Raw genomic sequence first — 25,101 nt, 5'->3', positions numbered from 1 at the left:
TTCGCACCGCCATGACCGATCACATGATGCGCCTTGCCGGCCTCGAGCCGTTCAACGTCACGTCCGGGACGCTCTTCATCAACGTCGGCGAACGCACCAACGTCACCGGCTCGAAGGCGTTCGCGCGGATGATCCTCAACGGCCAGTTCGACGAGGCGCTCGCCGTCGCGCGCCAGCAGGTCGAGAACGGCGCGCAGGTGATCGACATCAACATGGACGAGGCGATGCTCGACTCGAAGGCGGCGATGGTGCGCTTCCTGAACCTGATCGCGTCGGAGCCGGACATCGCGCGCGTGCCGATCATGATCGACTCGTCGAAGTGGGACGTGATCGAGGCGGGCCTCAAGTGCGTGCAGGGCAAGGCGATCGTCAACTCGATCTCGCTGAAGGAAGGCGAGGACGCATTCCGCCATCACGCGAAGCTGATCCGCCGCTATGGCGCCGCGGCCGTCGTGATGGCGTTCGACGAGCAGGGCCAGGCCGACACGTTCGCGCGCAAGACCGAGATCTGCAAGCGCTCGTATGACTTTCTCGTGAACGAAGTCGGCTTCCCGCCGGAAGACATCATCTTCGACCCGAACATCTTCGCGGTCGCGACCGGCATCGAGGAGCACAACAACTACGCGGTCGACTTCATCGAGGCGACCCGCTGGATCAAGCAGAACCTGCCGTACGCGAAGGTGAGCGGCGGCGTATCGAACGTGTCGTTCTCGTTCCGCGGCAACGACCCGGTGCGCGAGGCGATCCACACCGTGTTCCTGTACCACGCGATCCAGGCGGGGATGGACATGGGCATCGTCAACGCGGGCCAGCTCGGCGTGTATGCGGAGCTCGACGCGGAGCTGCGCGAGCACGTCGAGGACGTGATCCTGAACCGCCGCGCGGATTCGACCGACCGCCTGCTCGAAATCGCCGACAAGTTCAAGGCGGGCGGCGCGAAGAAGGAAGAGAACCTCGAGTGGCGCAACCAGCCGGTCGAGAAGCGGCTCTCGCATGCGCTCGTGCACGGCATCACGACCTTCATCGTCGAGGATACCGAAGAAGTGCGCGCGAAGATCGACGCGGCGGGCGGTCGCCCGATCAACGTGATCGAAGGCCCGCTGATGGACGGGATGAACATCGTCGGCGACCTGTTCGGCCAGGGCAAGATGTTCCTGCCGCAGGTCGTGAAGTCGGCGCGCGTGATGAAGCAGGCCGTCGCGCACCTGATCCCGTTCATCGAGGAAGAGAAGCGTCTGCTCGCGGAAGCGGGCGGCGACGTGCGCGCGAAGGGCAAGATCGTGATCGCGACCGTGAAGGGCGACGTGCACGACATCGGCAAGAACATCGTGTCGGTCGTGCTCCAGTGCAACAACTTCGAAGTGGTCAACATGGGCGTGATGGTCCCGTGCAACGAGATCCTCGCGAAGGCGAAGGTCGAGGGCGCGGACATCATCGGGCTGTCGGGCCTCATCACGCCGAGCCTCGAGGAAATGGCGTACGTCGCGGCCGAGATGCAGCGCGACGACTACTTCCGCGTGAAGAAGATTCCGCTCTTGATCGGCGGCGCGACGACCTCGCGCGTGCACACGGCCGTGAAGATCGCGCCGAACTACGAAGGCCCGGTGGTCTACGTGCCGGACGCGTCGCGCTCGGTGTCGGTCGCGTCGAGCCTGTTGTCCGACGAAGGCGCGGCGAAGTATCTCGACGAGCTGAAGTCCGACTACGAACGGATTCGCGACCAGCACGCGAACCGCAAGGCGCAGCCGATGGTCACGCTCGCCGAAGCGCGCGCGAACAAGACCAAGGTCGACTGGGCGAGCTACCAGCCGGTCAAGCCGAAGTTCATCGGCCGCCGCGTGTTCAAGAACTACGACCTGAACGAGCTCGCGAACTACATCGACTGGGGCCCGTTCTTCCAGACCTGGGATCTCGCGGGCCCGTACCCGGCGATCCTGAACGACGAGATCGTCGGCGAATCGGCTCGGCGCGTGTTCTCCGACGCGAAGTCGATGCTCGCGCGGCTGATCCAGGGCCGCTGGCTGACCGCGAGCGGCGTGATCTCGCTGCTGCCGGCGAACACGGTCAACGACGACGACATCGAGATCTACACCGACGAGTCGCGCAGCGAGGTGCTGCTCACGTGGCGCAACCTGCGCCAGCAGAGCGTGCGTCCGGTGGTCGACGGCGTGATGCGGCCGAACCGCTCGCTCGCCGACTTCATCGCGCCGAAGGAATCGGGCGTCGCCGACTACATCGGGATGTTCGCGGTGACGGCCGGCCTCGGCGTCGACGTGAAGGAAAAGCAGTTCGAAGCCGACCACGACGACTACAGCGCGATCATGCTGAAGGCGCTCGCGGACCGCTTCGCGGAAGCGTTCGCCGAGGCGATGCACGCGCGCGTGCGCCGCGAGCTGTGGGGCTATGCGGGCGGCGAGACGCTCGACAACGACGCGCTGATCGCGGAAAAGTACACGGGCATCCGCCCGGCGCCCGGCTATCCGGCGTGCCCCGACCACCTCGTGAAGCGCGACATGTTCGAAGCGCTTCATGCGGACGAGATCGGCATGAGCGTCACCGAATCGCTGGCGATGCTGCCGGCGGCGAGCGTGTCGGGCTTCTACCTCGCGCACCCGGACAGCACGTATTTCTCGGTCGGGAAAATCGGGCAGGACCAGCTCGAGGACTACGCGCAGCGCATGGCGCTGTCGCTCGACGACGCGCGCCGCGCGCTCGCGCCGCAGCTCTGATCCGCATCGGCGGGCGGCGCGCGCAGCCCTTTCATCGGATGAATGGCCAGCAAAAAGCCCGCTCTGGAGCGGGCTTTTTGTCGTTGCCGGCGGCCGGCGGAGGTCAGAAACCCCAGTGCACGTCGGCCTGGCCGGCCTTCGCTTCGCGCAGCATCGACAGGAACGGCGCGACGCGCTGCGCGAGGCTCGGCGGCACTTCGTGGTGCGCGTGGTCGTCCTCGTCCTCGTGGAAATGGCCCGCATGCTCGGCGCGCTCCTGCTTCGCCTGCGTGACGGCGTCTTCCAGCTTCGCGATCGCGTGGTCCAGCTCGTCGTGCGTAATCACGCCGCGCTCGCCGAGCTGCTTGCCGACGAGACCGAGCACGTAGACGGCGAAATCCTTCAGCACGTCGAGATCCTGTGCCGCCTTGCTTTTGAACGTAATCATGACTATTCCCTTTTCATCTTGTTGTGCCCGCCGCGCCCGGCTGGGGCCGCCGGCGGGCCGGCGTCCGGCCTCGAGCACGCGTGGCGCCTGAGCGGCATATTAGCACCTGTTAAAATTCTGCGATCCCTGAAACGCGCGCTTAAAAGAGCGCGCCGGCCCGCCGGCTTCCCGGCTGCCACCAACGAAGCCTTCTACCAGCATGCTGCCAGCCCAAAAACAGACCCTCGAAGCCCTGCTCGCGGATAGCGTCAAGCAGGTCGCACACGCCCTGAAAGGCGCCGACGCTGCGTTCGTCGCGCCCGCCATCACGCTCGAGCGCCCGAAGGTTGCCGCGCATGGCGACGTCGCGTGCAACGTCGCGATGCAGCTCGCGAAGCCGCTGGGCGCGAACCCGCGCCAGCTCGCCGAGCAGATCGTCGCGGCCCTCACCGCGCAGTCCGGCGCGCAAGGCCTCGTCGAGGCCGCCGAAATCGCCGGCCCCGGCTTCATCAACCTGCGCCTGACGGCGGCGGCCAAGCAGGCCGTGATCGCCGCGGTGCTCGCGGAAGGCCGCGGGTTCGGCCTGTCCACGCGCGAACACGGCAAGCAAGTGCTGCTGGAATTCGTGTCGGCGAACCCGACCGGCCCGCTGCACGTCGGCCACGGCCGCCAGGCGGCGCTCGGCGACGCGCTCGCGAACGTGATCGCGAGCCAGGGCTACGCGGTGCACCGCGAGTTCTACTACAACGACGCCGGCGTGCAGATCGGCAACCTCGCGATCTCGACCCAGGCGCGCGCGCGCGGCCTGAAGCCGGGCGACGCGGGCTGGCCGGAAGCCGCGTACAACGGCGAGTACATCGCCGACATCGCGCGCGACTACCTGAACGGCGAGACGGTCGCCGCGAAGGACGGCGAGCCGGTCAAGGGCGCGGGCGACGTCGAGGATCTCGAAGCGATCCGCAAGTTCGCGGTCGCGTACCTGCGCCACGAGCAGGACATGGACCTGCAGGCGTTCGGCGTGAAGTTCGACCAGTACTACCTCGAATCGTCGCTGTACAAGGAAGGCCGCGTCGAGCAGACGGTCGACGCGCTGATCAAGGCCGGCGTGACCTACGAGCAGGACGGCGCGCTGTGGCTGCGCACGACCGACAACGGCGACGACAAGGATCGCGTGATGCGCAAGACGGACGGCACCTACACGTACTTCGTGCCGGACGTCGCGTACCACGTGACCAAGTGGGAGCGCGGCTTCACGAAGGTGATCAACATCCAGGGCTCGGACCACCACGGCACGATCGCGCGCGTGCGCGCCGGCCTGCAGGGGCTGCACATCGGCATCCCGAAGGGCTACCCCGACTACGTGCTGCACAAGATGGTCACCGTGATGCGCGACGGCCAGGAAGTGAAGATCTCGAAGCGCGCGGGCAGCTACGTGACGGTGCGCGACCTGATCGAATGGTCGGGCGGCGCGGTGCCGGGCCAGGAGGCGGCGCCGGACCTGATCGACGAGGCGACGATCACGCGCGGCCGCGACGCGGTGCGCTTCTTCCTGATCTCCCGCAAGGCCGACACCGAATTCGTGTTCGACATCGACCTCGCGCTGAAACAGAACGACGAGAACCCGGTCTACTACGTCCAGTACGCGCACGCGCGGATCTGCTCGGTGCTCAACGAATGGAAGTCGCGCTACAACGGCGAGCTCGCGCAGCTGCCGGGCGCCGACCTGTCGCAGCTCACGAGCACGCAGGCCGCGTCGCTGATGCAGAAGCTCGCCGAGTATCCGGACATGCTCTCGCACGCCGCGAACGAGCTGGCGCCGCACGCCGTCGCGTTCTACCTGCGCGACCTCGCTGGTGAATTCCACTCGTTCTACAATGCGGAGCGCGTGCTGGTCGACGACGAAGCGCCGCGCACCGCGCGCGCCGCGCTCCTCGCCGCGACCCGGCAGGTGCTCGAGAACGGCCTGGCGATGCTCGGCGTCTCCGCGCCCGCCAAGATGTAAGTTGCCCGAGCGGGCAGACAGGCCGCGGCTGCGCCCGCTGCAGGAGCGCCTGCCGCGGGAGCGCCCGCCGCGGCCTTTTCACGATTCTTTTTGCAGGTGACTCAAGCAATGGCACAACCACGCCGCACGTCGAAGCAATCGAAACAAGCCGGAGGAACATTTCTGGGCATCGTGCTGGGCCTGATCGTCGGCCTCGCGATCGCCGTGGTGGTGGCGCTCTACATCACGCGCTCGCCGTCGCCGTTCGTGTCGAAGGTCGCGCCGCCGCCGGCCGACACCGGCGCGAGCCAGCCGCAGCAGTTCGACCCGAACCGCGCGCTGCAGGGCAAGACGCCCGGCCAGCCGGTGCCGCAGGCCGCGCAGCCGGCGCCGCCGAACACCGCGCCCGGCCAGGCCGCGAACCAGACGCAGGGCGGCGGCCTGCTGCCCGAGCCGCAGATCGTCGAAGTGCCGCCGTCGAACGGCGGGGCGAACGGTTCCAGCGGGTCGAACGCTTCGAATGGCGCGAACGCGTCGAATGGCTCGAACGGGTCGCATGCGTCGAACGGTTCGAACAACGCGGCGAATAACTCGGCAAACAACGGCGTCGCCGTCCCGCCGAAGGCGGCCGACAATACGCCGCCGAAGAAGCCGCAACAACAGCAGCAGCAACAACAGCAGGCGGGCGAAGACGACCTCGCACGGCTCGCCGCGCAGAAGCAGGCGCAGCTGCAAGCGGCGCAGAAGGCGCAGCAGCAGGCCGCCAAGCCGACGTCGTCGACGACGGTCGCGAACAACGCCGGCAATGGCGCGAAGGCGCCGAGCGCGGCCGACGCGAACACCGGCTACTTCCTGCAGGTCGGCGCGTACAAGACGGAATCGGACGCCGAGCAGCAGCGCGCGCGCCTCGGTTTCCAGGGCTTCGAGTCGAAAGTGTCGAAGCGCGATGTCAGCGGCGTCACGTATTTCCGCGTGCGCGTGGGCCCGTTCTCGAAATTCGAGGATATGAACTCGGCACGCCAGCGCCTGTCCGATGCAGGAGTCGACACGGCGGTGATCCGTTTCACGAAGCAGTAAGCGCGGCCGCACCGCCGCCCCTGTCACGTTTCGCTTCCCGAGCAACTGATCCGACATACACACAACATGAAAAAACTGCTGAGCACGCTTCTCCTGTCCCTGAGCCTCGCGGCCGGCTTCGCCCAGGCCGCACCGTCCGCGCCCGTCGCCGGCAAGGATTACGAGGTGATGAAGGCGCCGCAGCCGGTGTCCGCGCCGGCCGGCAAGGTCGAGGTGATCGAATTCTTCTGGTACGGCTGCCCGCACTGCTACGAGTTCGAGCCGACGGTCGAGGCCTGGGTGAAGAAACAGGGCGACAAGATCGACTTCAAGCGCATCCCGGTCGCATTCCGCGACGATTTCGTCCCGCACTCGAAGCTGTTCTACACGGTGTCCGCGCTCGGCATCTCCGAGAAGGTCACGCCGGCGATCTTCAACGCGATCCACAAGCAGAAGAACTACCTGCTGACGCCGCAGGCGCAGGCCGACTTCCTGGCGTCGCAGGGCGTCGACAAGAAGAAGTTCATGGACGCGTACAACTCGTTCAGCGTGCAGGGCCAGGTGAAACAGTCGGCCGAGCTGCTGAAGAGCTACAACATCGACGGCGTGCCGACGATCGTCGTGCAGGGCAAGTACAAGACGGGCCCGGCCTACACGAACAGCCTCGAAGGCACCGCGCAGGTCCTCGACTATCTCGTGAAGCAGGTCCAGGACAAGAAGCTCTGATCCCCGTCCCGGCGCCGGCATGACAACTCCGCTGAAGGTCTTCATCACCGGCGCGTCGAGCGGCCTCGGCCTCGCGCTGGCCGACGAATACGCGCGCCGGGGCGCGACGCTCGCGCTCGTCGCGCGCCGCACCGACGCGCTCGAAGCGTTCGCGCGGCGCTTTCCCGCGCTGTCCATCTCCGTCTATTCCGCCGACGTGCGCGACCCCGACGCGCTCGCGGGCGCCGCGGCGGCGTTCATCGCCGCGCACGGCTGCCCGGACGTCGTGATCGCGAACGCGGGCATCAGCCAGGGCGCGGTGACGGGCCAGGGCGACCTGGCCGCGTTCCGCGACGTGATGGACATCAACTACTTCGGGATGGTCGCGACCTTCGAGCCGTTCGTCGGCCCGATGACGGCCGCGCGGCGCGGCACGCTGGTCGGCGTCGCGAGCGTCGCCGGCGTGCGCGGGCTGCCGGGCTCCGGCGCGTACAGCGCGTCGAAGTCGGCCGCGATCAAGTATCTCGAGTCGCTGCGCGTCGAGCTGCGCCCCGCGGGCGTCGGCGTCGTGACGATCGCGCCCGGCTACATCCGCACGCCGATGACCGCGCACAATCCGTACCGGATGCCGTTCCTGATGGACGCCGACCGCTTCGCCGCGCGCGCGGCCGAAACGATCGCGCAGCAGCGCGCGTTCCGCGTGATTCCGTGGCAGATGGGCGTCGTCGCGAAGGTGCTGCACGTGATGCCGCGCTGGCTGTACGACCGCCTGTTCGAAAAGGCCCCGCGCAAGCCGAAGGCAAGCGCGCACTGAGCCCCCCGGGTCCGGCCGCACGGCCGGACCGCTTTCGAGCGCCGCCGCCCTCACCTCCCCCCGACCGCCGGCCGTCAGGCGCGCAAACAGCCGTTCCGTCGTCATCGCAGCCGTTTTTCGCTCAACGCGCCGCGTTCCGTCGCCTTTTTCCACGCACGGCGCGCTTTGACGGTATGCTATCCGCCGGCCGCGTCGCCTCTAGGCGGCGCATTCGCATCCCGTCATCAATCAAGCAAAAAGCACACGCCACGTGGGAGAACCTATGCACGTCAAGCTGTTCGCCGCGGTCGCCCTGGCCGCGGCTCCCGTCCTCGTCGCCGCCAAGCCGCTCACCGTCTGCACGGAATCGAGCCCGGACGGCTTCGACGTCGTGCAGTACAACTCGCTCGTCACGACCAACGCGTCGGCCGACGTGATCTTCAACACGCTGGTGTCGTACGACGAAGCGGCGAAGAAGGTCGTGCCCGCGCTCGCGGACAAGTGGGACGCGAGCGCCGACGGCCTCACCTACACGTTCCACCTGCGTTCGAACGTCGCGTTCCAGACCACCGACTATTTCAAGCCGACCCGCCCGCTCGGCGCGGACGACGTCGTCTTCACGTTCAGCCGGATGCTCGACGACGGCAATCCGTGGCACAAGGTGGCCGGCGCGAGCGGCTTCCCGCATGCGCAGTCGATGGGCCTCATCAAGCTCGTGAAATCGGTGTCGAAGGTCGACGACAGCACCGTGAAGTTCGTGCTGAACGAGCCGAACGCGACGTTCGTGCCGATCCTGACGATGGGCTTCGCGTCGATCTACTCGGCCGAATACGCGGACCAGCTGCTGAAGGCGGGCAAGCAGGCGGACCTGAACGCGAAGCCGGTCGGCACCGGCCCGTTCGTGCTGAAGAGCTACACGAAGGACGCGCTGATCCGCTACGACGTGAACCCGACCTACTGGGGCGCGAAGCCGAAGGTCGACCGGCTGATCTACGCGATCACGCCCGACGCGTCGGTGCGCCTGCAGAAGGTGAAGGCCGGCGAATGCCAGATCGCGCTGTCGCCGAAGCCGCAGGACGTGCTCGCCGCGAAGGGCGAAAGCGCGCTGAAGGTCGTGCAGACGCCCGCGTTCATGACCGCGTTCGTCGCGCTGAACACGCAGAAGAAGCCGCTCGACAACGACAAGGTGCGCCAGGCCCTGAATCTCGCGTTCGACCGCGCGAGCTACCTGAAGGTCGTGTTCGACAACACCGCGACGCCCGCGAACAATCCGTATCCGCCGAACACGTGGAGCTACGCGAAGGACGTCGCGCCGTATGCGTACGATCCGGCGAAGGCGAAGCAGCTGCTCGCCGCGGCGGGCTTCCCGAACGGCTTCTCGACGACGATCTGGGTGCGCCCGACGGGCAGCGTGCTGAACCCGAACCCGAAGGCCGGCGCGGAACTGCTGCAGGCCGACCTCGCGAAGATCGGCGTGAAGGCCGAAGTCAAGGTGATCGAATGGGGCGAGCTGATCAAGCAGGCGAAGCTCGGCCAGCATGACCTGCTGTTCATGGGCTGGGCCGGCGACAACGGCGATCCGGACAACTACCTGACGCCGCAGTTCAGCTGCAACGCGGTGAAGTCCGGCATCAACTTCGCGCGCTACTGCGATCCGCAGCTCGACAAGCTGATCGCCGACGGCAAGGAAACGGCCGACCAGGGCAAGCGCGCGAAGCTGTACGAAGCCGCGCAGAGGCTGATCCACGACCAGGCGCTGTGGATTCCGCTCGGCTATCCGACGGCCGCGGCGCTCACGCGCGCGAACGTCAGCGGCTATCGCGTGAGTCCGTTCGGACGACAGAACTTCGCGACGGTGTCGGTGCAGTAACGCTGCCCCCGACCGTGGCGCGCAAGCGACGGGTGTGACCGCCCGCCGCTTGCGGGCCACGCGCCGCGCTTGCTACACTCCGCGCATCTTTTCTCTCGCCGGACTCCAGCCAAAGTGAACAACTAAGCCTTCCCAAAATGTCTTCGCCGCCGCGTCACGCACGCCGCGCGAACGGTTTCATGCATTTTCGGAGGAGCTTATGGCTCGGGTCACGTCCAACGCGGCGCTCGTCGCGCTTCATCACGTTTCTTTCCGCTTCGACAACGGCGTCACGCTGTTCGATTCGCTCGACCTCACGCTCGATCGCACGCCGACCGGCATCGTCGGCCGCAACGGCATCGGCAAGAGCCTGCTTGCGCAGCTGATCGCGGGGCAGCGCGCGCCGAGCGCCGGCACGATCGATCGCCACGCGCCGGTTGCCTACGTCGCGCAGCAGCGCATCGACGCATCGCCCGATCCGCGCACCGTTGCGCAAGCCACCGGGCTGCACGCGCCCCTCGCGGCGCTCGCGCGGCTCGCGAGCGGCAGCGCCGAACCGCACGATTTCGATGTAATCGGCGAGCGCTGGGACCTGGCCGACCGCCTGCGCGCCGAGCTCGATGCGGCCGGCCTGCACAGCGTGCAGCCCGCGACGCCGGTGCACTCGCTGAGCGGCGGCCAGCTCGCGCGCGTCGCGCTGATCGGCGCGCTGCTGTCGGGCGCCGGCCTGCTCGTGCTCGACGAGCCGACCAACCATCTCGACGCGCCGGGCCGCGCTTGGCTGCGCGCGGCGCTCGACGGCTGGCGCGGCGGCCTCGTGGTCGTCAGCCACGACCGCGCGCTGCTCGCCGACGTGCAGCGCATCGTCGAGCTATCGCCGCATGGCCTGCGCGTGTACGGCGGCAACTATGCGTTCTACCGGGCGCAGCGCGATGCGGAGCAGGATGCCGCGCAGGCCGCGCTCGATCACGCGCGCACCGAGCGCGGGCGCGTCAGGCGCCGGCTCGAACAGGAGCACGACACGATCCAGCGCCACGCGGCCGGCTCGCTGCGCGATGCGAAGACGGCCAACCTGTCGTCGATGGCGAAACAGAGCCGCAAGGGGGCGGCGCGGAGCATCATGGGGCAGGTCCGGCGCCATCAGCACGAAACCAAGACGACGCTCGACGAGCGCGTGCAGCAGGCAGCCGCGCGCGTCGATGCCGACGCGCCGGTACTCGTGTCGCTGCCGGGCACCGAGGTCAGCGCGCGCCGCCAGCTGTTCACGCTCGACCGCACGCAACCGCCGTGGCGCACGGCGGGCGATGCGGGCGCGATCACGTGGTCGGCGAGCGGGCCCGTGCGCATTGCGCTCACCGGCCCGAACGGCTGCGGGAAGTCGACGCTGCTGCGGATGCTCGCGGGTGAACTTTCACCGCACTCGGGCGCATGCACGACGCACGTGAGCGCCGCGTATCTCGACCAGCGGCTCGCGCTGCTCGACCCGGACCGCTCGATCGTCGAGCAGCTCGGCCTGCTCGACACGCCGCTCGCCGAAGGCGAGCTGCGCAGCCGTCTCGCGCTGCTGCAGCTCGATGCGGCGCGCGCGACGCAGCCGACGCGGCAACTGAGCGGCGGCGAGCGGCTGAAGGCCGCGCTCGCGTGCGCGTTGTGGCGCGGCACGCCCGCGCAGCTGTTGCTGCTCGACGAGCCGACCAATCACCTCGATCTCGAATCGGTGCGGGCGGTGGAAGCGGCGCTCGCGGATTTCCCGGGCGCGCTGGTCGCCGCGTCGCACGACGCGGCGTTTCTCGCGGCGCTCGCGCCGACGCACACGATGCGATGGAGTCGCGACGGGTGGCGCTACGAGCCTGTCGCGTGATGAAGGATCCGCGTGCGGATGCGGTGTCTATCGCAAGCCGCGCGCCGTCACGACTGAGCCGCGCCGTCGGAACTCGCGAAAAGCCGCTTGAAAAGGCGCTCCGCTTCCCGCACGCCTTCGTCGCTCAGGACGACCGACTTCGCCTTGTTGACGGGATCGCCGATCAGGTCGCGTTCATGCAGGCGATTCAGCGCGTCCCAGTCGAAACTCTTCCAGGCGCGGTTGTGGTCGTGCAGCGTCAGGTAGAGGAGTGCCAGGACTGCGTCATCGATTGCGGCAAGGTTGACGTTCATCGCATGTCCCATCCCGATGTGTCGCTGCATCCCGTCACCCGGCTGACGTGCCGAGCGTCGCGAGCAGTTTGATGAAGTTGCGCTTCGCGCGATACGTCTTGCGTATCGCGTCGAGCTCCGCATCGAATTCCGTTTGCTGCCGATGCGCCGCCCGCAGCGCGCCGATTGCGCGCACGACGTCGAACGCGTCGTCGTAGCGCGCACTGCCCCCGCCGCGCTCGAGCGCAACCGGCAGCAGCCGATGATAGAGCGCGATCGCATCGTCGGGATGCGTCTTCGCGCGCGCGGCCGCCATCGCCGGCCAGACGTCGGTCGCAACCGGCCCGCCGCGGAACGCGTCCCAGGCCGCTTCGACATCCTTCTCGGCAAGCAGCAGCTTGACGAGTTCGGTGCGCGGCGACGGCTGCCAGCCCCACTTCGCCTTCGCGCTCTCCTCCGAGGTTTCCCGTTGTCGCGCCAGCGTCCGCAAATGCGCGATCGCGCGTTCGCGCACGGCATCGCGTCGCGCGGTCTTCGCCGCAACCTTCATCAGCGCGGCGCATTCGTCGGCGGTCGGATGGCTCTCGAAGCGCTGCCACGCAAGCGCGTCGGCCCGGTCGAAATCGCGCCGGCGCAGGTATTCGACGATGCAGAAGCCAAGCAGGTCCGCATTGCGCCGATCGCGCGCTTCTCTCATTCCGCGCTCCGCCCACGCCAGACCTTCGTCGAAACGATCGTGGGCCGCGCACAATTTCGCGATCTGCAGAAACCGGTGTGGGCCGGACAGATCCTTCGACCAGATGCGGATCAACGCGTCGACATCGCCGTCGTGCTTCGCCAGCGATGCCATCGCGTGCTCGAGATTCACGCGCGCGGAATCGTACGAACGCCGGTCGTCGCGACCGGCCGCGAGCGGCGGCAGCGCAGCCCAGCCTTGCTCGACGAGCGCCCGATACCGATCGATCCCTTCGCTGCCGAGCGCGGCCTCATAATCCGGCAGCACATCGCGGAACGTCTCCCACGGCCCGTCGGCCTGCAGGCGAAACAGGCGCTCCGCGAGCTTCACCGGGTCCGGCCGGGTGCGGCGGCACGCATCGCGATGCAGGCGGGCCAGTTCGCTGATCCCGGGCCACACGCTGCCGCCCGAGTCGTCGATCTGCTCGAGGCTCGCTTCCGCGTCTGCTATCGCGAGCTCGGCAAGCTCGACCACCTCGGCGGCATGAGGGCCCGCCAGCTGCCGACGCAGCATGTCGGCCAATTCGAAGAGGTTCTCCCCATAGGTGTGCGCCTCGTCCCAACCGAGCGGCCGCGCCACGCGCGCCAACTGACGGACGGCAGCCCGCAGGCTCGCAACGTCGCCCGCATTCGCGGCGCGCGCCTCGAACAGCAGCCTGTCGCGCAACGACCGGTCGCGCTCGGCCGCGTCAAGCAGCCAGTTCCGCAACGCGTCCTCGTCGAGCGCCGCCAGATAGTCGCGAATCAGCTCCGCATGGGTCTTGCGCTTGCGTCGCGGACGCGCCGGCTCGGGCTTCTCGTCGTGAAAAACCTCCTCGCCGCTGTTTTCGAGCCACGACAACGCGACGGCCACCGCATGCTTGCAAAACGCGCCGTCGTCGCCTACCGGGCAATTGCATTCATAGTCCAGTGCGCCGTCGTCGCCCACCGCGAATTCGACGTGATAGCGATACGTGCCGCGCACGGTGGCCGACAGCGCGCCGTCGTGCTCGGTCAGCCGCGAGACCGCGCCGTCATGGTAATAGGCCTTGCCGCGCGCGAAGGACTTCGGGTCGGCCAGCGCGCGGATCTCCGCGAGCGTGATGACGTCGGCGAGGGAGACATTGCCTGGCATGGGTTGCGACGAGTATTCAGATCAACGTTGAAAATTGCACGAAAGCGCCGGGTGAGCCTGCGCCGGCACGCATGCTCAATGCCGCTCAAAGCGGATCACGCCATCGGCTCCCTCGCTGCGCGTCAACTCCCCCGCGTGCCACAGCAAGTTCAAATGCGCGAGCGCCTCGCCGAGCGCGAACGTCATCTGGTGGATGTCGAGCTCGCGGCGACGGAACATGATCGGCACGATATCGGCCGCGCTCGCCGGCTTTTCTGCGCACGCCGCGCGCACTTCGTCGAGCCGCGCGTCGTGGTGCGCGCGCAGCTGCGCGATGCGGGTGCGCACGCCGCGGAACGGTTTGCCGTGCGACGGCAGCACGAGCGTGTCGGCGGCCATCGTCTCGTAGCGGCCGAGCGATTCGAGGTACAGCGCGAGCGGGTTCGCTTCCGGCTCGAGGTCGAACACCGACACGTTCGTCGAGATGCGCGGCAGCACCATGTCGCCGGAAATCAGCAGCCCGTCGGCCTCGCTGTAGAGCGCGCAATGTTCAGGCGAATGGCCGTAGCCCGTCACGACGCGCCACGTGCGGCCGCCGATCGTCACCGGATTGCCTTCGCGCAGGCGGCGATAGCGCGGCGGCACCGACGGCACGAGGTCCGAGTAGTAGCCGCGGCGGTTGCGCAGCTTGTCGAGCGAGCCCGGATCGGTGAGGCCGTGGCGCGCGAAGTGATCGGCCGCCGCCGCGCCGCCCGCGTTCGAGCCGTTGCCGGCCGCCATCAGGCAGCCGAACATGTATTCGCCGAGCGTCATCCACAGGCGCACCTTCCAGCGCGAGCGCTCGCCGCCCTCGCAGAGCCAGTGCGCGAGCCCGAAGTGGTCCGGATGGCAGTGCGTGACGATCACGCGCAGCACCGGCAGGCCGTCGAGATGAACGTCGAAGATCCGTTCCCAGTGCTCACGAATCGCGTCCGACGCGATCCCGCAGTCGACGATCGTCCAGCCGGCCTGCCCGTCGATCTCGTCGCGCAGCAGCCAGAGATTGATGTGGTCGAGCGAGAACGGCAGCGGCATGCGCAGCCAGCGCACGCCGGGCGCGACCTCGAACGTGTCGCCCGCGGCGGGCAGCGTATCGGCGAAGGGGTAGTCGAGTTGGTGTTCCAGTGCGTTCATCGGTGGGGCGTCTCGTCGTTGTGCATGCGGGGCCGGCGTGCGGCCGTGCGGGCCGCCTTGGGCGTTCCGCCGATTCTATCGCCGTCTCGCGGCGGGCGTCGTCCGAGCCGCCCGCGCGTCAAAAAAAGTTCGCGTCAGATTCGGTTCCGTACCTGTATCTTTATGCGAAGAAGCCCCGAACGTCGCACAACGCCGGGCAACGCCCCCGATGACGCGCCGCCCGGCCCGCCGCCGGATGCGCTGAATCCGGCGCCCGGACGCTAAAATACCGAGTGCTTACCGCCCATGAGCCTGCACGCAATGAATCACTTCCCCAAACTGCTGTCGTCGCAGATCGGCTTCGACGTCGCGCAGACCATGCTCGAGAACTTCGACCGCCACTACCGGATCTTCCGCGACGCGGCCGTCGACGCGAAGACCCTGTTCGAGCGCGCGGACTGGCACGGGCTGCAGCGGCTCGCGCGCGAGCGCATCACGTCGTACGACGATCGCGTGCAGGAATGCGTCGAGGTGCTGGAAGACGAATACGACGCGGAAAACATCGACGACGAGGTCTGGCAGCAGATCAAGCTGCATTACATCGGCCTCCTGACGTCCCACCGCCAGCCCGAGTGCGCGGAAACGTTCTTCAACTCGGTGTGCTGCAAGATCCTGCACCGCTCGTACTTCAGCAACGATTTCATCTTCGTGCGCCCGGCGATCTCGACGGAATACCTCGAGAACGACGAGCCGGCCGCGAAGCCGACCTACCGCGCGTACTACCCGGGCACCGACGGCCTCGAGGTCACGCTCGAGCGCATCGTCACGAATTTCCAGCTCGAGCCGCCGTTCGAGGATCTCGAGCGCGACATCGCGTGCGTGATGCAGGCGATCCACGACGAGTTCGGCCGCTTCGACGAAGCGCAGAATTTCCAGATCCACGTGCTGTCGTCGCTGTTCTTCCGCAACAAGACCGCGTACGTGATCGGCCGCATCATCAACGGCGACCGCGTGCTGCCGTTCGGGGTGCCGATCCGCCACACGCGCCCGGGCCTGCTCGCGCTCGACGCGGTGCTGCTGCGCCGCGACCAGCTGCAGATCATCTTCAGCTTCTCGCACTCGTACTTCCTCGTCGACATGGTCGTGCCGTCCGCGTACGTCGACTTCCTGTGCTCGATCATGCCGGGCAAGCCGAAGGCAGAGATCTACACGTCGGTCGGCCTGCAGAAGCAGGGCAAGAACCTGTTCTACCGCGACCTGCTGCATCACCTGTCGCATTCGAGCGACCGCTTCATCATCGCGCCCGGGATCAAGGGCCTCGTGATGCTCGTGTTCACGCTGCCGTCGTTCCCGTACGTGTTCAAGATCATCCGGGACCGCTTCCCGCCGCCGAAGGAAACGACGCGCGCGCAGATCATGGAGAAGTACCAGCTCGTCAAGCGCCACGACCGGCTCGGGCGGATGGCCGACACGCTCGAATATTCGAGCGTCGCGCTGCCGCTCGCGCGGCTCGACCACGCGCTCGTGCGCGAGCTCGAGAAGGAAGTGCCGTCGCTGCTCGAATACGAGGGCGACAACCTCGTGATCAAGCACCTGTACATCGAGCGCCGGATGGTCCCGCTCAACCTGTACCTGCAGAACGGCACCGACGCGGAAGTCGAGCACGGCGTGCGGGAGTACGGCAACGCGGTGAAGGAGCTGATGAAGGCGAACATCTTCCCCGGCGACATGCTGTACAAGAACTTCGGCGTCACGCGCCACGGCCGCGTCGTGTTCTACGACTACGACGAGATCGAGTACCTGACCGACTGCAACGTGCGCCACGTGCCGCCGCCGCGCCACGAGGAGGACGAGCTGTCCGGCGAGCCGTGGTACTCGGTCGGCCCGCACGACATCTTTCCCGAAACCTACGGGCCGTTCCTGCTCGGCGATCCGCGCGTGCGCGACGTATTCTTGAAATACCACGCCGATTTCTTCGAGCCGGCGCTGTGGCAGGCGAGCAAGGACCGGCTGCTGCAGGGCGAACTGCCCGATTTCCATCCCTATGACGCGTCGCTGCGCTTTTGCGTGCGCTATCCCGATCGCTTCGACGAAACGGACGACGACGAGGGCGGCGCGCAGCGCGCCGCCTGAAACGCCGCAAAGCGCCCCGAAACCGGCCCCAAAAACGCACTGATACCGACCCGTTTTTCCGCACCCGGAATCCCGAACTGATGAATACCAACGCCCACCCGCTCTCACACCTGTTCGACAACAACGACGCATGGGTCAAGCGCAAGCTCGCCGACGATCCGCAATACTTCTCGCGTCTCGCCGACCAGCAGGCGCCGGAATACCTGTGGATCGGCTGCTCGGATTCGCGCGTGCCGGCGAACCAGATCATCGGCCTGCCGCCGGGCGAAGTGTTCGTGCACCGTAATATCGCGAACGTCGTCGTGCACACCGACCTCAACTGCCTGTCGGTGATCCAGTTCGCGGTCGACCTCCTGCGCGTGAAGCACATCATGGTGGTCGGCCACTACGGCTGCTCGGGCGTGAACGCGGCGCTGCACAACCGTCGCGTCGGCCTCGCGGACAACTGGCTGCACCACGTGCAGGACGTGCGCGAGCGGCACGCGGCGCTGCTCGACGAATGGCCGGTCGGCGAAGCGCGCTACCGCCGCCTGATCGAGCTGAACGCGATCGAGCAGGTGGTCAACGTATGCCGCACGACGATCGTCAACGACGCGTGGGCGCGCGGCCAGCAGCTCACCGTGCACGCGCTCGTGTACGGCGTGCACGACGGCCGCATGCGCGACCTCGGGATGGCCGTGTCGAACGCCGACGCGCTCGACGGCACCTATCGGCGCGCGGTGGCCGCGCTGGGCGCGCGCGGCGACCACGCACGCGGCAACGACGTGGTCGCGGCCGATGCGGCGCAGCTCACCGAAGTCGCGCAGTCCGTCGCGGATGCGTTGAAGCCTTGCACGGGAACGGAGTAAGGGCCCGGGGCTCACCCCGTTCAACGGGAGACGAACATGTCAGCTATCGATCACGACGATCCGATCGTCATCGCATCCGCGGCGCGCACGCCGATCGGCGGATTCCAGGGCGACTTCGCGTCGCTCGCCGCGCCGCAGCTCGGCAGCGCCGCGATCGGCGCGGCGCTCGCGCGCGCCGGCCTCGACCCGGAGCGGATCGACGAAGTGCTGATGGGCTGCGTGCTGCCCGCAGGCCAGGGCCAGGCGCCCGCGCGCCAGGCGTCGCTCGGCGCGGGCCTGCCGCTCGCGACCGGCTGCACGACGATCAACAAGATGTGCGGCTCGGGCATGCGCGCGGCGATGTTCGCGCACGACATGCTTGCGGCCGGCTCGGCCGACGTGATCGTCGCGGGCGGCATGGAAAGCATGACCAACGCGCCGTACCTGCTGCCGAAGGCGCGCGGCGGGCTGCGCATGGGGCACGGCCAGGTGCTCGACCACATGTTCCTCGACGGCCTCGAGGACGCGTACGACAAAGGGCGCCTGATGGGCACGTTCGCCGACGAATGCGCGGCCGAGTACGCGTTTTCGCGCGACGCGCAGGACGCGTTCGCGATCGAGTCGCTCGCGCGCGCGAAGCGCGCGAACGAGGACGGCTCGTTCGACTGGGAAATCGCGCCCGTGACGGTGGCCGGCAAGAAGGGCGGGAATGACGACAGGGTCGTGTCGCGCGACGAGCAGCCGTTCAAGGCCGATCCGTCGAAGATCCCGCTGCTGAAGCCCGCGTTCGGCAAGACCGGCACCGTCACCGCCGCGAACGCGTCGTCGATCTCCGACGGCGCGGCCGCGCTCGTGATGATGCGCGCGTCCACCGCCGCGCGGCTCGGCGTCGCGCCGCTCGCGCGCGTGGTCGGCCACGCGACGTTCGCGCAGGCGCCGGCGAAGTTCACGACCGCGCCGGTCGGCGCGATCCGCCGCCTGTTCGAGCGCAACGGCTGGCGCGCGGCAGACGTCGACCTGTACGAGATCAACGAGGCGTTCGCGGTCGTCGCGATGGCGGCGATGAAGGAGCACGACCTCGCGCACGACCGCGTCAACGTGAACGGCGGCGCCTGCGCGCTTGGCCACCCGATCGGCGCATCCGGCGCGCGCATCCTCGTCACGCTCATCGGCGCGCTGCGCGCGCGCCGCGGCAGGCGCGGCGTCGCGAGCCTGTGCATCGGCGGCGGCGAGGCGACCGCGATGGGCATCGAACTCCTCTGACCAAACGGCACCCACTGCCAAGGAGCGGCGTACATGAAAACCGCATTGATCATCGGCGCATCGCGCGGCCTCGGCCGCGAATTCGTCCGGCAATACCGGCGCGACGGCTGGAACGTGATCGCCACCGCGCGCGACGACGCGTCGCTGGCCGCGCTGCGCGAGCTCGGCGCACACGCGCATGCGCTCGACATCGCGCAACCGGAGCAGATCGCCGCGCTCGGCTGGAAGCTCGACGGCGAGCGGCTCGACGTGGCCGTCGTCGTGTCGGGTGTCTACGGGCCGCGCACCGAAGGGGTCGAGACGATCGCCGCCGAGGATTTCGACGCGGTGATGCACACCAACGTGCGCGGCCCGATGCAGCTGCTGCCGATCCTGCTGCCGCTCGTCGAGGACACGCGCGGCGTGCTCGCCGTCGTGTCGAGCCGGATGGGCAGCATCGCCGACGCGACCGGCACGACCGGCTGGCTCTACCGCGTGAGCAAGGCCGCGCTCAACGACGTGCTGCGCATCGCGTCGCTGCAGACGCGCCACGCGGCGTGCGTGTCGCTGCATCCGGGCTGGGTGCGCACCGACATGGGCGGCGCGGAAGCGGCGCTCGATCCGGAGACGAGCGTGACCGGCATGCGGCGCGTGATCGCCGAGGCCGCCGCCGACGTCGCACTCGCGAACGGCCGCTTCTTCCAGTACGACGGCGTCGAGCTGGCCTGGTAACCGATCACAACCTCACGTCGTTAATTCCCGTTACGCATGATTCTGTCCCGACCCGACGCGTGCCCGTGCGGCGGCGCGTCCCCGCTTCCCGCCGGCCGCGCGCCGGCACCCCGCTACGCCGCGTGCTGCGGCCGCTTCATCGACGGCGGCGAGGCCGCGCCGACCGCGCTCGAATTGATGCGTTCGCGGTACAGCGCGTACGTGCTCGGCGCGACCGACTACCTGCGCGCAACGTGGGCCGCCCGCACCTGCCCCGCCGATCTGGATGCCGACCCCGCTGCGCCGGACGCGCCGCGCTGGCTCGGCCTCGCGGTCAAACGCCACGCGCCGCTCGACGAACGGCACGCGGAGGTCGAGTTCGTGGCCCGCTACAAGGTCGGCGGGCGCGCGTACCGGCTCCATGAGACGAGCCGCTTCGAGCGCGACGAGCAGGGTTTCTGGCGCTACGTTGACGGCGATGTAAGCGAGCGCTGACAAATACTTGCTGTGTCAGACGCCGGGTAATTCCTGCATTGCACAACCCAAAATTGTCAGGCTACGATGAGCCTCGGTTTGGTCAGTCGCACGGCAGGGCTTACGAATGGCGTTCAGCAAGGTACTGGTGGGATGGATGGCAGCCTGCGCGCTGTCGGCCGCGCTGGCCGACACGCTGCCGAACGCCGGCGCCTCGAGCGGGCCGCTCGCCCGCGCCGAACGCTTCGACTACGGCGATTCGGGCCTGCCCCAGGTCGCCGCCGACCTGAACGAACGGATCATCCGCATCCCGGCCGACGCGTCCGGCGCCGTCACGCTCGAAGCCACGCTGTTCAAGCCGGACGGCCCCGGCCCGTTCCCGCTCGTCGTGTTCAACCACGGCAAGAATCCCGGCGACCTCCATCAGCAGCCGCGCAGCCGCCCGATCGCGTTCGCGCGCGAATTCGTGCGCCGCGGCTATGCGGTGATCGCGCCGAACCGTCAGGGCTTCGCCGGCTCCGGCGGCACCTATCAGCAGGAAGGCTGCAACGTCGCGAAGAACGGGCTCGCGCAGGCGGCCGACGTCGACGCGACGATCCGCTACATGTCGCGCGAGCCGTACGTCGATGCGTCGCACATCGTCGTCGCCGGCACGTCGCACGGCGGGCTCGCATCGATCGCCTACGGCACCGAAGCGGCGGCCGGCGTGCGCGGCATCATCAATTTCTCCGGCGGGCTGCGCCAGGACCTGTGCGACGGCTGGCAGCGCAATCTCGTCAGCGCGTTCGACCAGTACGGCGCGCATACCGCGGTGCAGTCGCTGTGGCTCTACGGCGACAACGACTCCGTGTGGACGCCCGCGCTCGTCGCGCAGATGCACGACGCGTACGCGTCGCACGGCACCCGCGCGCAGTTCGTCGATTTCGGCCGCTACAAGGACGACGCGCACCGGCTGATCGTCGACCGCGACGGCGTGCCGGTCTGGTGGCCTGCCGTCAACGCGTTCCTGGCCAAGCTGAACCTGCCGACCGCGGTGCGCTACGCGGTGGCGAACCCGCACGAGCCGAAGGCGTCGGGCTATGCGTCGATCGACGCGGTCGACGCGGTGCCGTTCATCGACGCGGCCGGCCGCGACGGCTATCGCCGCTTCCTGAACCAGCATCCGAGCCGCGCGTTCGCGGTGTCGGCCGAAGGCGCGTGGTCGTGGGCCGAGGGCGGCGACGATCCGATGGCCCTCGCGCTCGACAACTGCGCGAAGCAAGGCGCGGGCGCGTGCCGACTGTATGCGGTGAATGATCGCGTCGTGTGGAACGCAAATACGTCGCAGACCGCGGACAACGCCGAGCGCGACGACGCGCAAGCCGCGCGCTCGCTCGCGGCGCGCTGACCGCGCGTTCGCCCGACCCACCCCATCCCCTGTTTCGTTGCCCGTTGGCTTGCGTGTCGACGCTGTCGCGCACCGGCCCGCGCGCCTTCGCTCCCCGTTTTCCTGCGTATTGCGGACCGACGGATCATGATTTTTTTCTACTGGGGGGCGTCACTCGGACGTCGTCATCTGCACGCATTTCGGGGCTTCTGGGCCGTACCGTTCCGAGCCGCCCCGATCTGCGCCGAACTCCCGCCAGTCAAGGCTTTGCGGCGTTTGTAACCGGTAGTGCAAGGCGCCGCGGAACACGCTAATCTCAGCGCGTTTTTCGTGTTTTGCATGCCGCCCTGACGGCTTGCATGGCCGTCATCCGCTACCGGCCGCAACGCGTCCCGCACGACGCCGCGCGCCGCCTGTTTCTCACCGGAGCCGTTTTGAGTACGCAAGCGACCGACGACTGGGTCGCGCGCAGCCTGCGCGCGGTCTGGCACCCCTGCACCCAGATGAAGCACCACGAGCGGCTGCCGCTCATTCCCGTCGCGCGCGGCGCGGGCCTGTGGCTGTACGACCGCGACGGCCGCCGCTATTTCGACGCGATCAGCTCGTGGTGGGTCAACCTGTTCGGCCATGCGAACCCGGACATCAACGCCGCGCTGAAGGACCAGCTCGACACGCTCGAGCACGCGATGCTCGCGGGCTGCACGCACGAACCCGCGATCGAGCTCGCCGAGCGGCTTTCCGCGCTCACGCAGCACACGCTCGGCCATGCGTTCTTCGCGTCGGACGGCGCATCCGCGGTCGAGATCGCGCTGAAGATGAGCTTCCACGCGTGGCGCAATCGCGGCCACGCCGGCAAGCAGGAATTCGTCTGCGTCGCGAACAGCTATCACGGCGAGACGATCGGCGCGCTCGCCGTCACCGACGTCGCGCTGTTCAAGGATGCGTACGATCCGCTGATCCGCCACGCGCACGTCGTCGCGTCGCCCGACGCGCGGCTCGCGCAGCCGGGCGAGACGGCCGCCGACGTCGCGGGCCGCGCGCTCGCCGACGTGCGGCGCCTGTTCGTCGAGCGCGACGGCAGGATCGCCGCGCTGATCGTCGAGCCGCTCGTGCAGTGCGCGGCCGGCATGGCGATGCACGATCCGTCGTACGTGCGCGGGCTGCGCGCGCTGTGCGACGAATTCGGCGTGCACCTGATCGCCGACGAGATCGCGGTCGGCTGCGGGCGCACCGGCACCTTCTTCGCATGCGAGCAGGCCGGCGTGTGGCCCGATTTCCTGTGCCTGTCGAAAGGCATCAGCGGCGGCTACCTGCCGCTGTCGCTGGTGCTGTCGCGCGACGAGATCTTCGCGGCGTTCTACCACGACGACACGACGCGCGGCTTCCTGCACTCGCATTCGTACACCGGCAATCCGCTCGCGTGCCGCGCAGCGCTCGCGACGCTCGACCTGTTCGCGCGCGACGACGTGCTCGCGCGCAACGCACGCAATTCCGCCGCGCTGCGCGACGCGCTCGCGCCGCTCGCCGCGCATCCACAAGTACGCCACCTGCGCGAGCGCGGCACGCTGTTCGCGTTCGACGTCGCGCTCGACGGCGATGCGGCGCGCGGCTTCTCGCGGCGCTTCTTCGAGCGCGCGCTCGAACGCGAGCTGCTGCTGCGCCCGATCGGCACGACCGTCTACCTGATGCCGCCGTACGTGGTGAGCGACGACGACATCGCGTGGCTCGCGCAGCGCACGCGCGACACGCTCGACGCCACCCTCGCGGAGATCACTCGATGACCCTGCTCGACACCCTGCAGCGCGGCCTCGCCGAACTCGACGCACAAGGCCTGCGCCGCGTGCGCCGCACCGCGGACACCGCGTGCGACGCGCACATGAGCGTCGACGGCCGCACGATCATCGGTTTCGCGAGCAACGACTACCTCGGCCTCGCCGCGCATCCGGCGCTCGTCGCCGCATTCGGCGAAGGCGCGCAGCGCTACGGCTCCGGCAGCGGCGGCTCGCACCTGCTCGGCGGCCACTCGCGCGCGCACGCGCGGCTCGAGGACGAGCTGGCCGGCTTTTCCGGCGGTTTCTCCGATGCACCGCGCGCGCTGTACTTCAGCACCGGCTACATGGCGAACCTCGCCGCGATGACCGCGCTGTCGGGCAAGGACGCAACGATCTTCTCCGACGCGCTGAACCATGCGTCGCTGATCGACGGGATGCGCCTGTCGCGCGCGCACGTGCAGGTCTACCCGCACGCGGACACGGCCGCGCTCGCCGCGCTGCTCGAAGCGTCCGATGCGCAGACCAAGCTGATCGTCAGCGACACCGTGTTCAGCATGGACGGCGACCTCGCGCCGCTGCCCGAGCTCGTCGCGCTGGCGGAACGGCACGGCGCGTGGCTCGTCGTCGACGACGCGCACGGCTTCGGCGTGCTCGGCCCGCAAGGGCGCGGCGCGCTCGCGGCCGCGGCCCTGCGCTCGCCGAACCTCGTCTACGTCGGCACGCTCGGCAAGGCGGCCGGCGTCGCGGGCGCGTTCGTCATCGCGCACGAGACGGTGATCGAATGGATGATCCAGCGCGCGCGCAGCTACATCTTCACGACGGCCGCGCCGCCCGCGGTCGCGCATGCGGTGTCGGCGAGCCTGAAGGTGATCGCCGGCGACGAAGGCGACGCGCGGCGCGCGCATCTCGCCGCGCTGATCGAGCGCACCCGCACGCTGCTGCGCAGCACGCGCTGGCAGCCGGTCGATTCGCACACGGCCGTGCAGCCGCTCGTGATCGGCAGCAACGACGCAACCCTCACCGCGATGCGCGCGCTCGACGCGCACGGCCTGTGGGTGCCCGCGATCCGGCCGCCGACCGTGCCGGCCGGCACGTCGCGGCTGCGCATCTCGCTGTCGGCCGCGCATTCGTTCGACGATCTCGCGCGGCTCGAAGCGGCGCTGATCGCCGCCAGCGACGAGGCGGCGGCCGCCGTCGAAGCGAACCGGCGGGAAGCCGCATGAGCGCGCCGCTGTCGCTGTTCGTCACCGGCACCGACACCGAGATCGGCAAGACCTTCGTGTCCGCCGCGCTGCTGCACGGCTTCGCACGGATGGGCCTGCGCGCGGCCGCGCTGAAACCGGTCGCGGCCGGCGCGTACGAGCAGGACGGCGTGTGGCGCAACGAGGACGCCGACCAGCTCGACGCGGCCGCGAACGTCGTACTGCCGCCCGAGCTGCGCACGCCGTTCCTGCTGAAGGCGCCGGCAGCCCCCCACCTCGCCGCCGCGCAGGAAGGCGTGACGCTCGACCTCGACACGATCGTCGCGTGCCATCGCGAAGCGCTGACGCGCGCGGACGTCGTCGTGGTCGAGGGCGCCGGCGGTTTCCGCGTGCCGCTCACCGGCACGCGCGACATGGCCGACCTCGCGGTCGCGCTCGGCGTGCCGGTCGTGCTCGTCGTCGGCGTGCGGCTCGGCTGCATCAGCCACGCGCTGTTGACCGCCGACGCGATTCGCCAGCGCGGGCTCACGCTCGCCGGCTGGGTCGCGAACCACGTCGATCCGGCGATGTCGTTCCAGGACGAGAACGTCGCGACGCTGCGCGACTGGCTCGCCCGCGAGCACGGCGCGCCGCTGATCGGCCGCATTCCGCACCTGGCGCCGGCCGCCCCCGAATCCGCCGCGGCGACGCTCGACGTCGCCGCGCTCATCGACACGCTGCGCGCCGCGCAGCATTGAATCAC

20 protein-coding genes are annotated in these 25,101 nt (G+C 68.7%); 16 read left to right on the top strand and 4 right to left on the bottom strand.

What is annotated here, in order from left to right:
• Nucleotides 1–11 precede the first annotated feature (11 nt).
• Nucleotides 12–2,729, top strand: a complete 2,718-nt coding sequence (metH, locus tag HWX31_RS12330) for a methionine synthase (protein ID WP_174964126.1) — start codon at nt 12–14, stop codon at nt 2,727–2,729.
• Between the two features lie 103 nt (nt 2,730–2,832).
• Here metH and HWX31_RS12325 read toward each other — a convergent pair whose 3' ends face one another.
• Nucleotides 2,833–3,156 carry a DUF1840 domain-containing protein gene (locus tag HWX31_RS12325; protein WP_042586434.1) on the bottom strand — a complete coding sequence of 108 codons (324 nt, stop codon included), beginning with the start codon at nt 3,154–3,156 and terminating at the stop codon, nt 2,833–2,835.
• A 199-nt stretch (nt 3,157–3,355) separates the two neighbouring features.
• On the opposite strand from HWX31_RS12325, the gene argS reads away from it, so the two are divergent.
• From argS to HWX31_RS12295, 6 genes are all read left to right on the top strand, one after another.
• Nucleotides 3,356–5,137, top strand: coding sequence for an arginine--tRNA ligase (gene argS / locus HWX31_RS12320; RefSeq protein ID WP_174964127.1), 1,782 nt, complete (start codon nt 3,356–3,358; stop codon nt 5,135–5,137).
• A 108-nt stretch (nt 5,138–5,245) separates the two neighbouring features.
• Nucleotides 5,246–6,193, top strand: coding sequence for an SPOR domain-containing protein (locus HWX31_RS12315; protein WP_174964128.1), 948 nt, complete (start codon nt 5,246–5,248; stop codon nt 6,191–6,193).
• A gap of 66 nt (nt 6,194–6,259) precedes the next feature.
• Nucleotides 6,260–6,898: a thiol:disulfide interchange protein DsbA/DsbL gene (locus tag HWX31_RS12310; protein ID WP_059613016.1), complete on the top strand. Its 639-nt coding sequence runs from the start codon at nt 6,260–6,262 to the stop codon at nt 6,896–6,898.
• Between the two features lie 19 nt (nt 6,899–6,917).
• On the top strand, nt 6,918–7,691 hold the full coding sequence (locus HWX31_RS12305) for an SDR family oxidoreductase (protein WP_059661845.1): 774 nt from the start codon (nt 6,918–6,920) through the stop codon (nt 7,689–7,691).
• Nucleotides 7,692–7,953: 262 nt separating this feature from the next.
• Entirely contained in the window at nt 7,954–9,540 is a 1,587-nt protein-coding gene (locus HWX31_RS12300; RefSeq protein WP_174964129.1) for an ABC transporter substrate-binding protein, read from the top strand.
• Between the two features lie 199 nt (nt 9,541–9,739).
• Nucleotides 9,740–11,380, top strand: coding sequence for an ABC-F family ATP-binding cassette domain-containing protein (locus tag HWX31_RS12295; RefSeq protein ID WP_174964130.1), 1,641 nt, complete (start codon nt 9,740–9,742; stop codon nt 11,378–11,380).
• A 47-nt stretch (nt 11,381–11,427) separates the two neighbouring features.
• Here the strand turns inward: HWX31_RS12295 and HWX31_RS12290 are convergent, their stop codons facing one another.
• From HWX31_RS12290 to HWX31_RS12280, 3 genes are all read right to left on the bottom strand, one after another.
• Entirely contained in the window at nt 11,428–11,673 is a 246-nt protein-coding gene (locus HWX31_RS12290) for a DUF6429 family protein (protein WP_174964131.1), read from the bottom strand.
• A gap of 34 nt (nt 11,674–11,707) precedes the next feature.
• On the bottom strand, nt 11,708–13,501 hold the full coding sequence (locus HWX31_RS12285; RefSeq protein WP_174964132.1) for an SWIM zinc finger family protein: 1,794 nt from the start codon (nt 13,499–13,501) through the stop codon (nt 11,708–11,710).
• Nucleotides 13,502–13,576: 75 nt separating this feature from the next.
• Nucleotides 13,577–14,653 carry an MBL fold metallo-hydrolase gene (locus tag HWX31_RS12280; RefSeq protein WP_174964133.1) on the bottom strand — a complete coding sequence of 359 codons (1,077 nt, stop codon included), beginning with the start codon at nt 14,651–14,653 and terminating at the stop codon, nt 13,577–13,579.
• A gap of 300 nt (nt 14,654–14,953) precedes the next feature.
• Between HWX31_RS12280 and aceK the strand changes: the two genes are divergently transcribed.
• The 9 genes from aceK to bioD all read left to right on the top strand — a co-directional run bounded on the left by aceK (nt 14,954) and on the right by bioD (nt 25,096).
• Nucleotides 14,954–16,765 carry a bifunctional isocitrate dehydrogenase kinase/phosphatase gene (gene aceK, locus HWX31_RS12275; protein ID WP_174964134.1) on the top strand — a complete coding sequence of 604 codons (1,812 nt, stop codon included), beginning with the start codon at nt 14,954–14,956 and terminating at the stop codon, nt 16,763–16,765.
• Nucleotides 16,766–16,845: 80 nt separating this feature from the next.
• Complete coding sequence (can, locus tag HWX31_RS12270; RefSeq protein ID WP_174964135.1) at nt 16,846–17,613, top strand: carbonate dehydratase; 768 nt, start codon at nt 16,846–16,848, stop codon at nt 17,611–17,613.
• A 36-nt stretch (nt 17,614–17,649) separates the two neighbouring features.
• Entirely contained in the window at nt 17,650–18,855 is a 1,206-nt protein-coding gene (locus HWX31_RS12265) for an acetyl-CoA C-acetyltransferase (protein ID WP_174964136.1), read from the top strand.
• 33 nt (nt 18,856–18,888) lie between these two features.
• Nucleotides 18,889–19,566, top strand: coding sequence for an SDR family oxidoreductase (locus HWX31_RS12260; RefSeq protein WP_174964137.1), 678 nt, complete (start codon nt 18,889–18,891; stop codon nt 19,564–19,566).
• A gap of 36 nt (nt 19,567–19,602) precedes the next feature.
• Nucleotides 19,603–20,040, top strand: coding sequence for a YchJ family protein (locus HWX31_RS12255; RefSeq protein ID WP_174964138.1), 438 nt, complete (start codon nt 19,603–19,605; stop codon nt 20,038–20,040).
• A gap of 106 nt (nt 20,041–20,146) precedes the next feature.
• Nucleotides 20,147–21,406 carry a dienelactone hydrolase family protein gene (locus HWX31_RS12250; protein WP_174964139.1) on the top strand — a complete coding sequence of 420 codons (1,260 nt, stop codon included), beginning with the start codon at nt 20,147–20,149 and terminating at the stop codon, nt 21,404–21,406.
• 413 nt (nt 21,407–21,819) lie between these two features.
• Entirely contained in the window at nt 21,820–23,166 is a 1,347-nt protein-coding gene (bioA, locus tag HWX31_RS12245) for an adenosylmethionine--8-amino-7-oxononanoate transaminase (RefSeq protein ID WP_174964140.1), read from the top strand.
• Nucleotides 23,163–24,380, top strand: a complete 1,218-nt coding sequence (gene bioF / locus HWX31_RS12240; RefSeq protein ID WP_174964141.1) for an 8-amino-7-oxononanoate synthase — start codon at nt 23,163–23,165, stop codon at nt 24,378–24,380. The genes bioA and bioF overlap by 4 nt, the downstream gene beginning before the upstream one ends.
• Nucleotides 24,377–25,096, top strand: coding sequence for a dethiobiotin synthase (bioD, locus tag HWX31_RS12235; protein ID WP_174964142.1), 720 nt, complete (start codon nt 24,377–24,379; stop codon nt 25,094–25,096). Before bioF ends, bioD begins: the two co-directional genes overlap by 4 nt.
• Nucleotides 25,097–25,101 lie beyond the last annotated feature (5 nt).

Origin of the sequence: Burkholderia ubonensis (assembly GCF_902833085.1) — a bacterium.
GTDB classification, from domain to species: Bacteria; Pseudomonadota; Gammaproteobacteria; order Burkholderiales; family Burkholderiaceae; genus Burkholderia; species Burkholderia ubonensis.
This window is presented reverse-complemented; position numbering and strand designations above follow the sequence as displayed.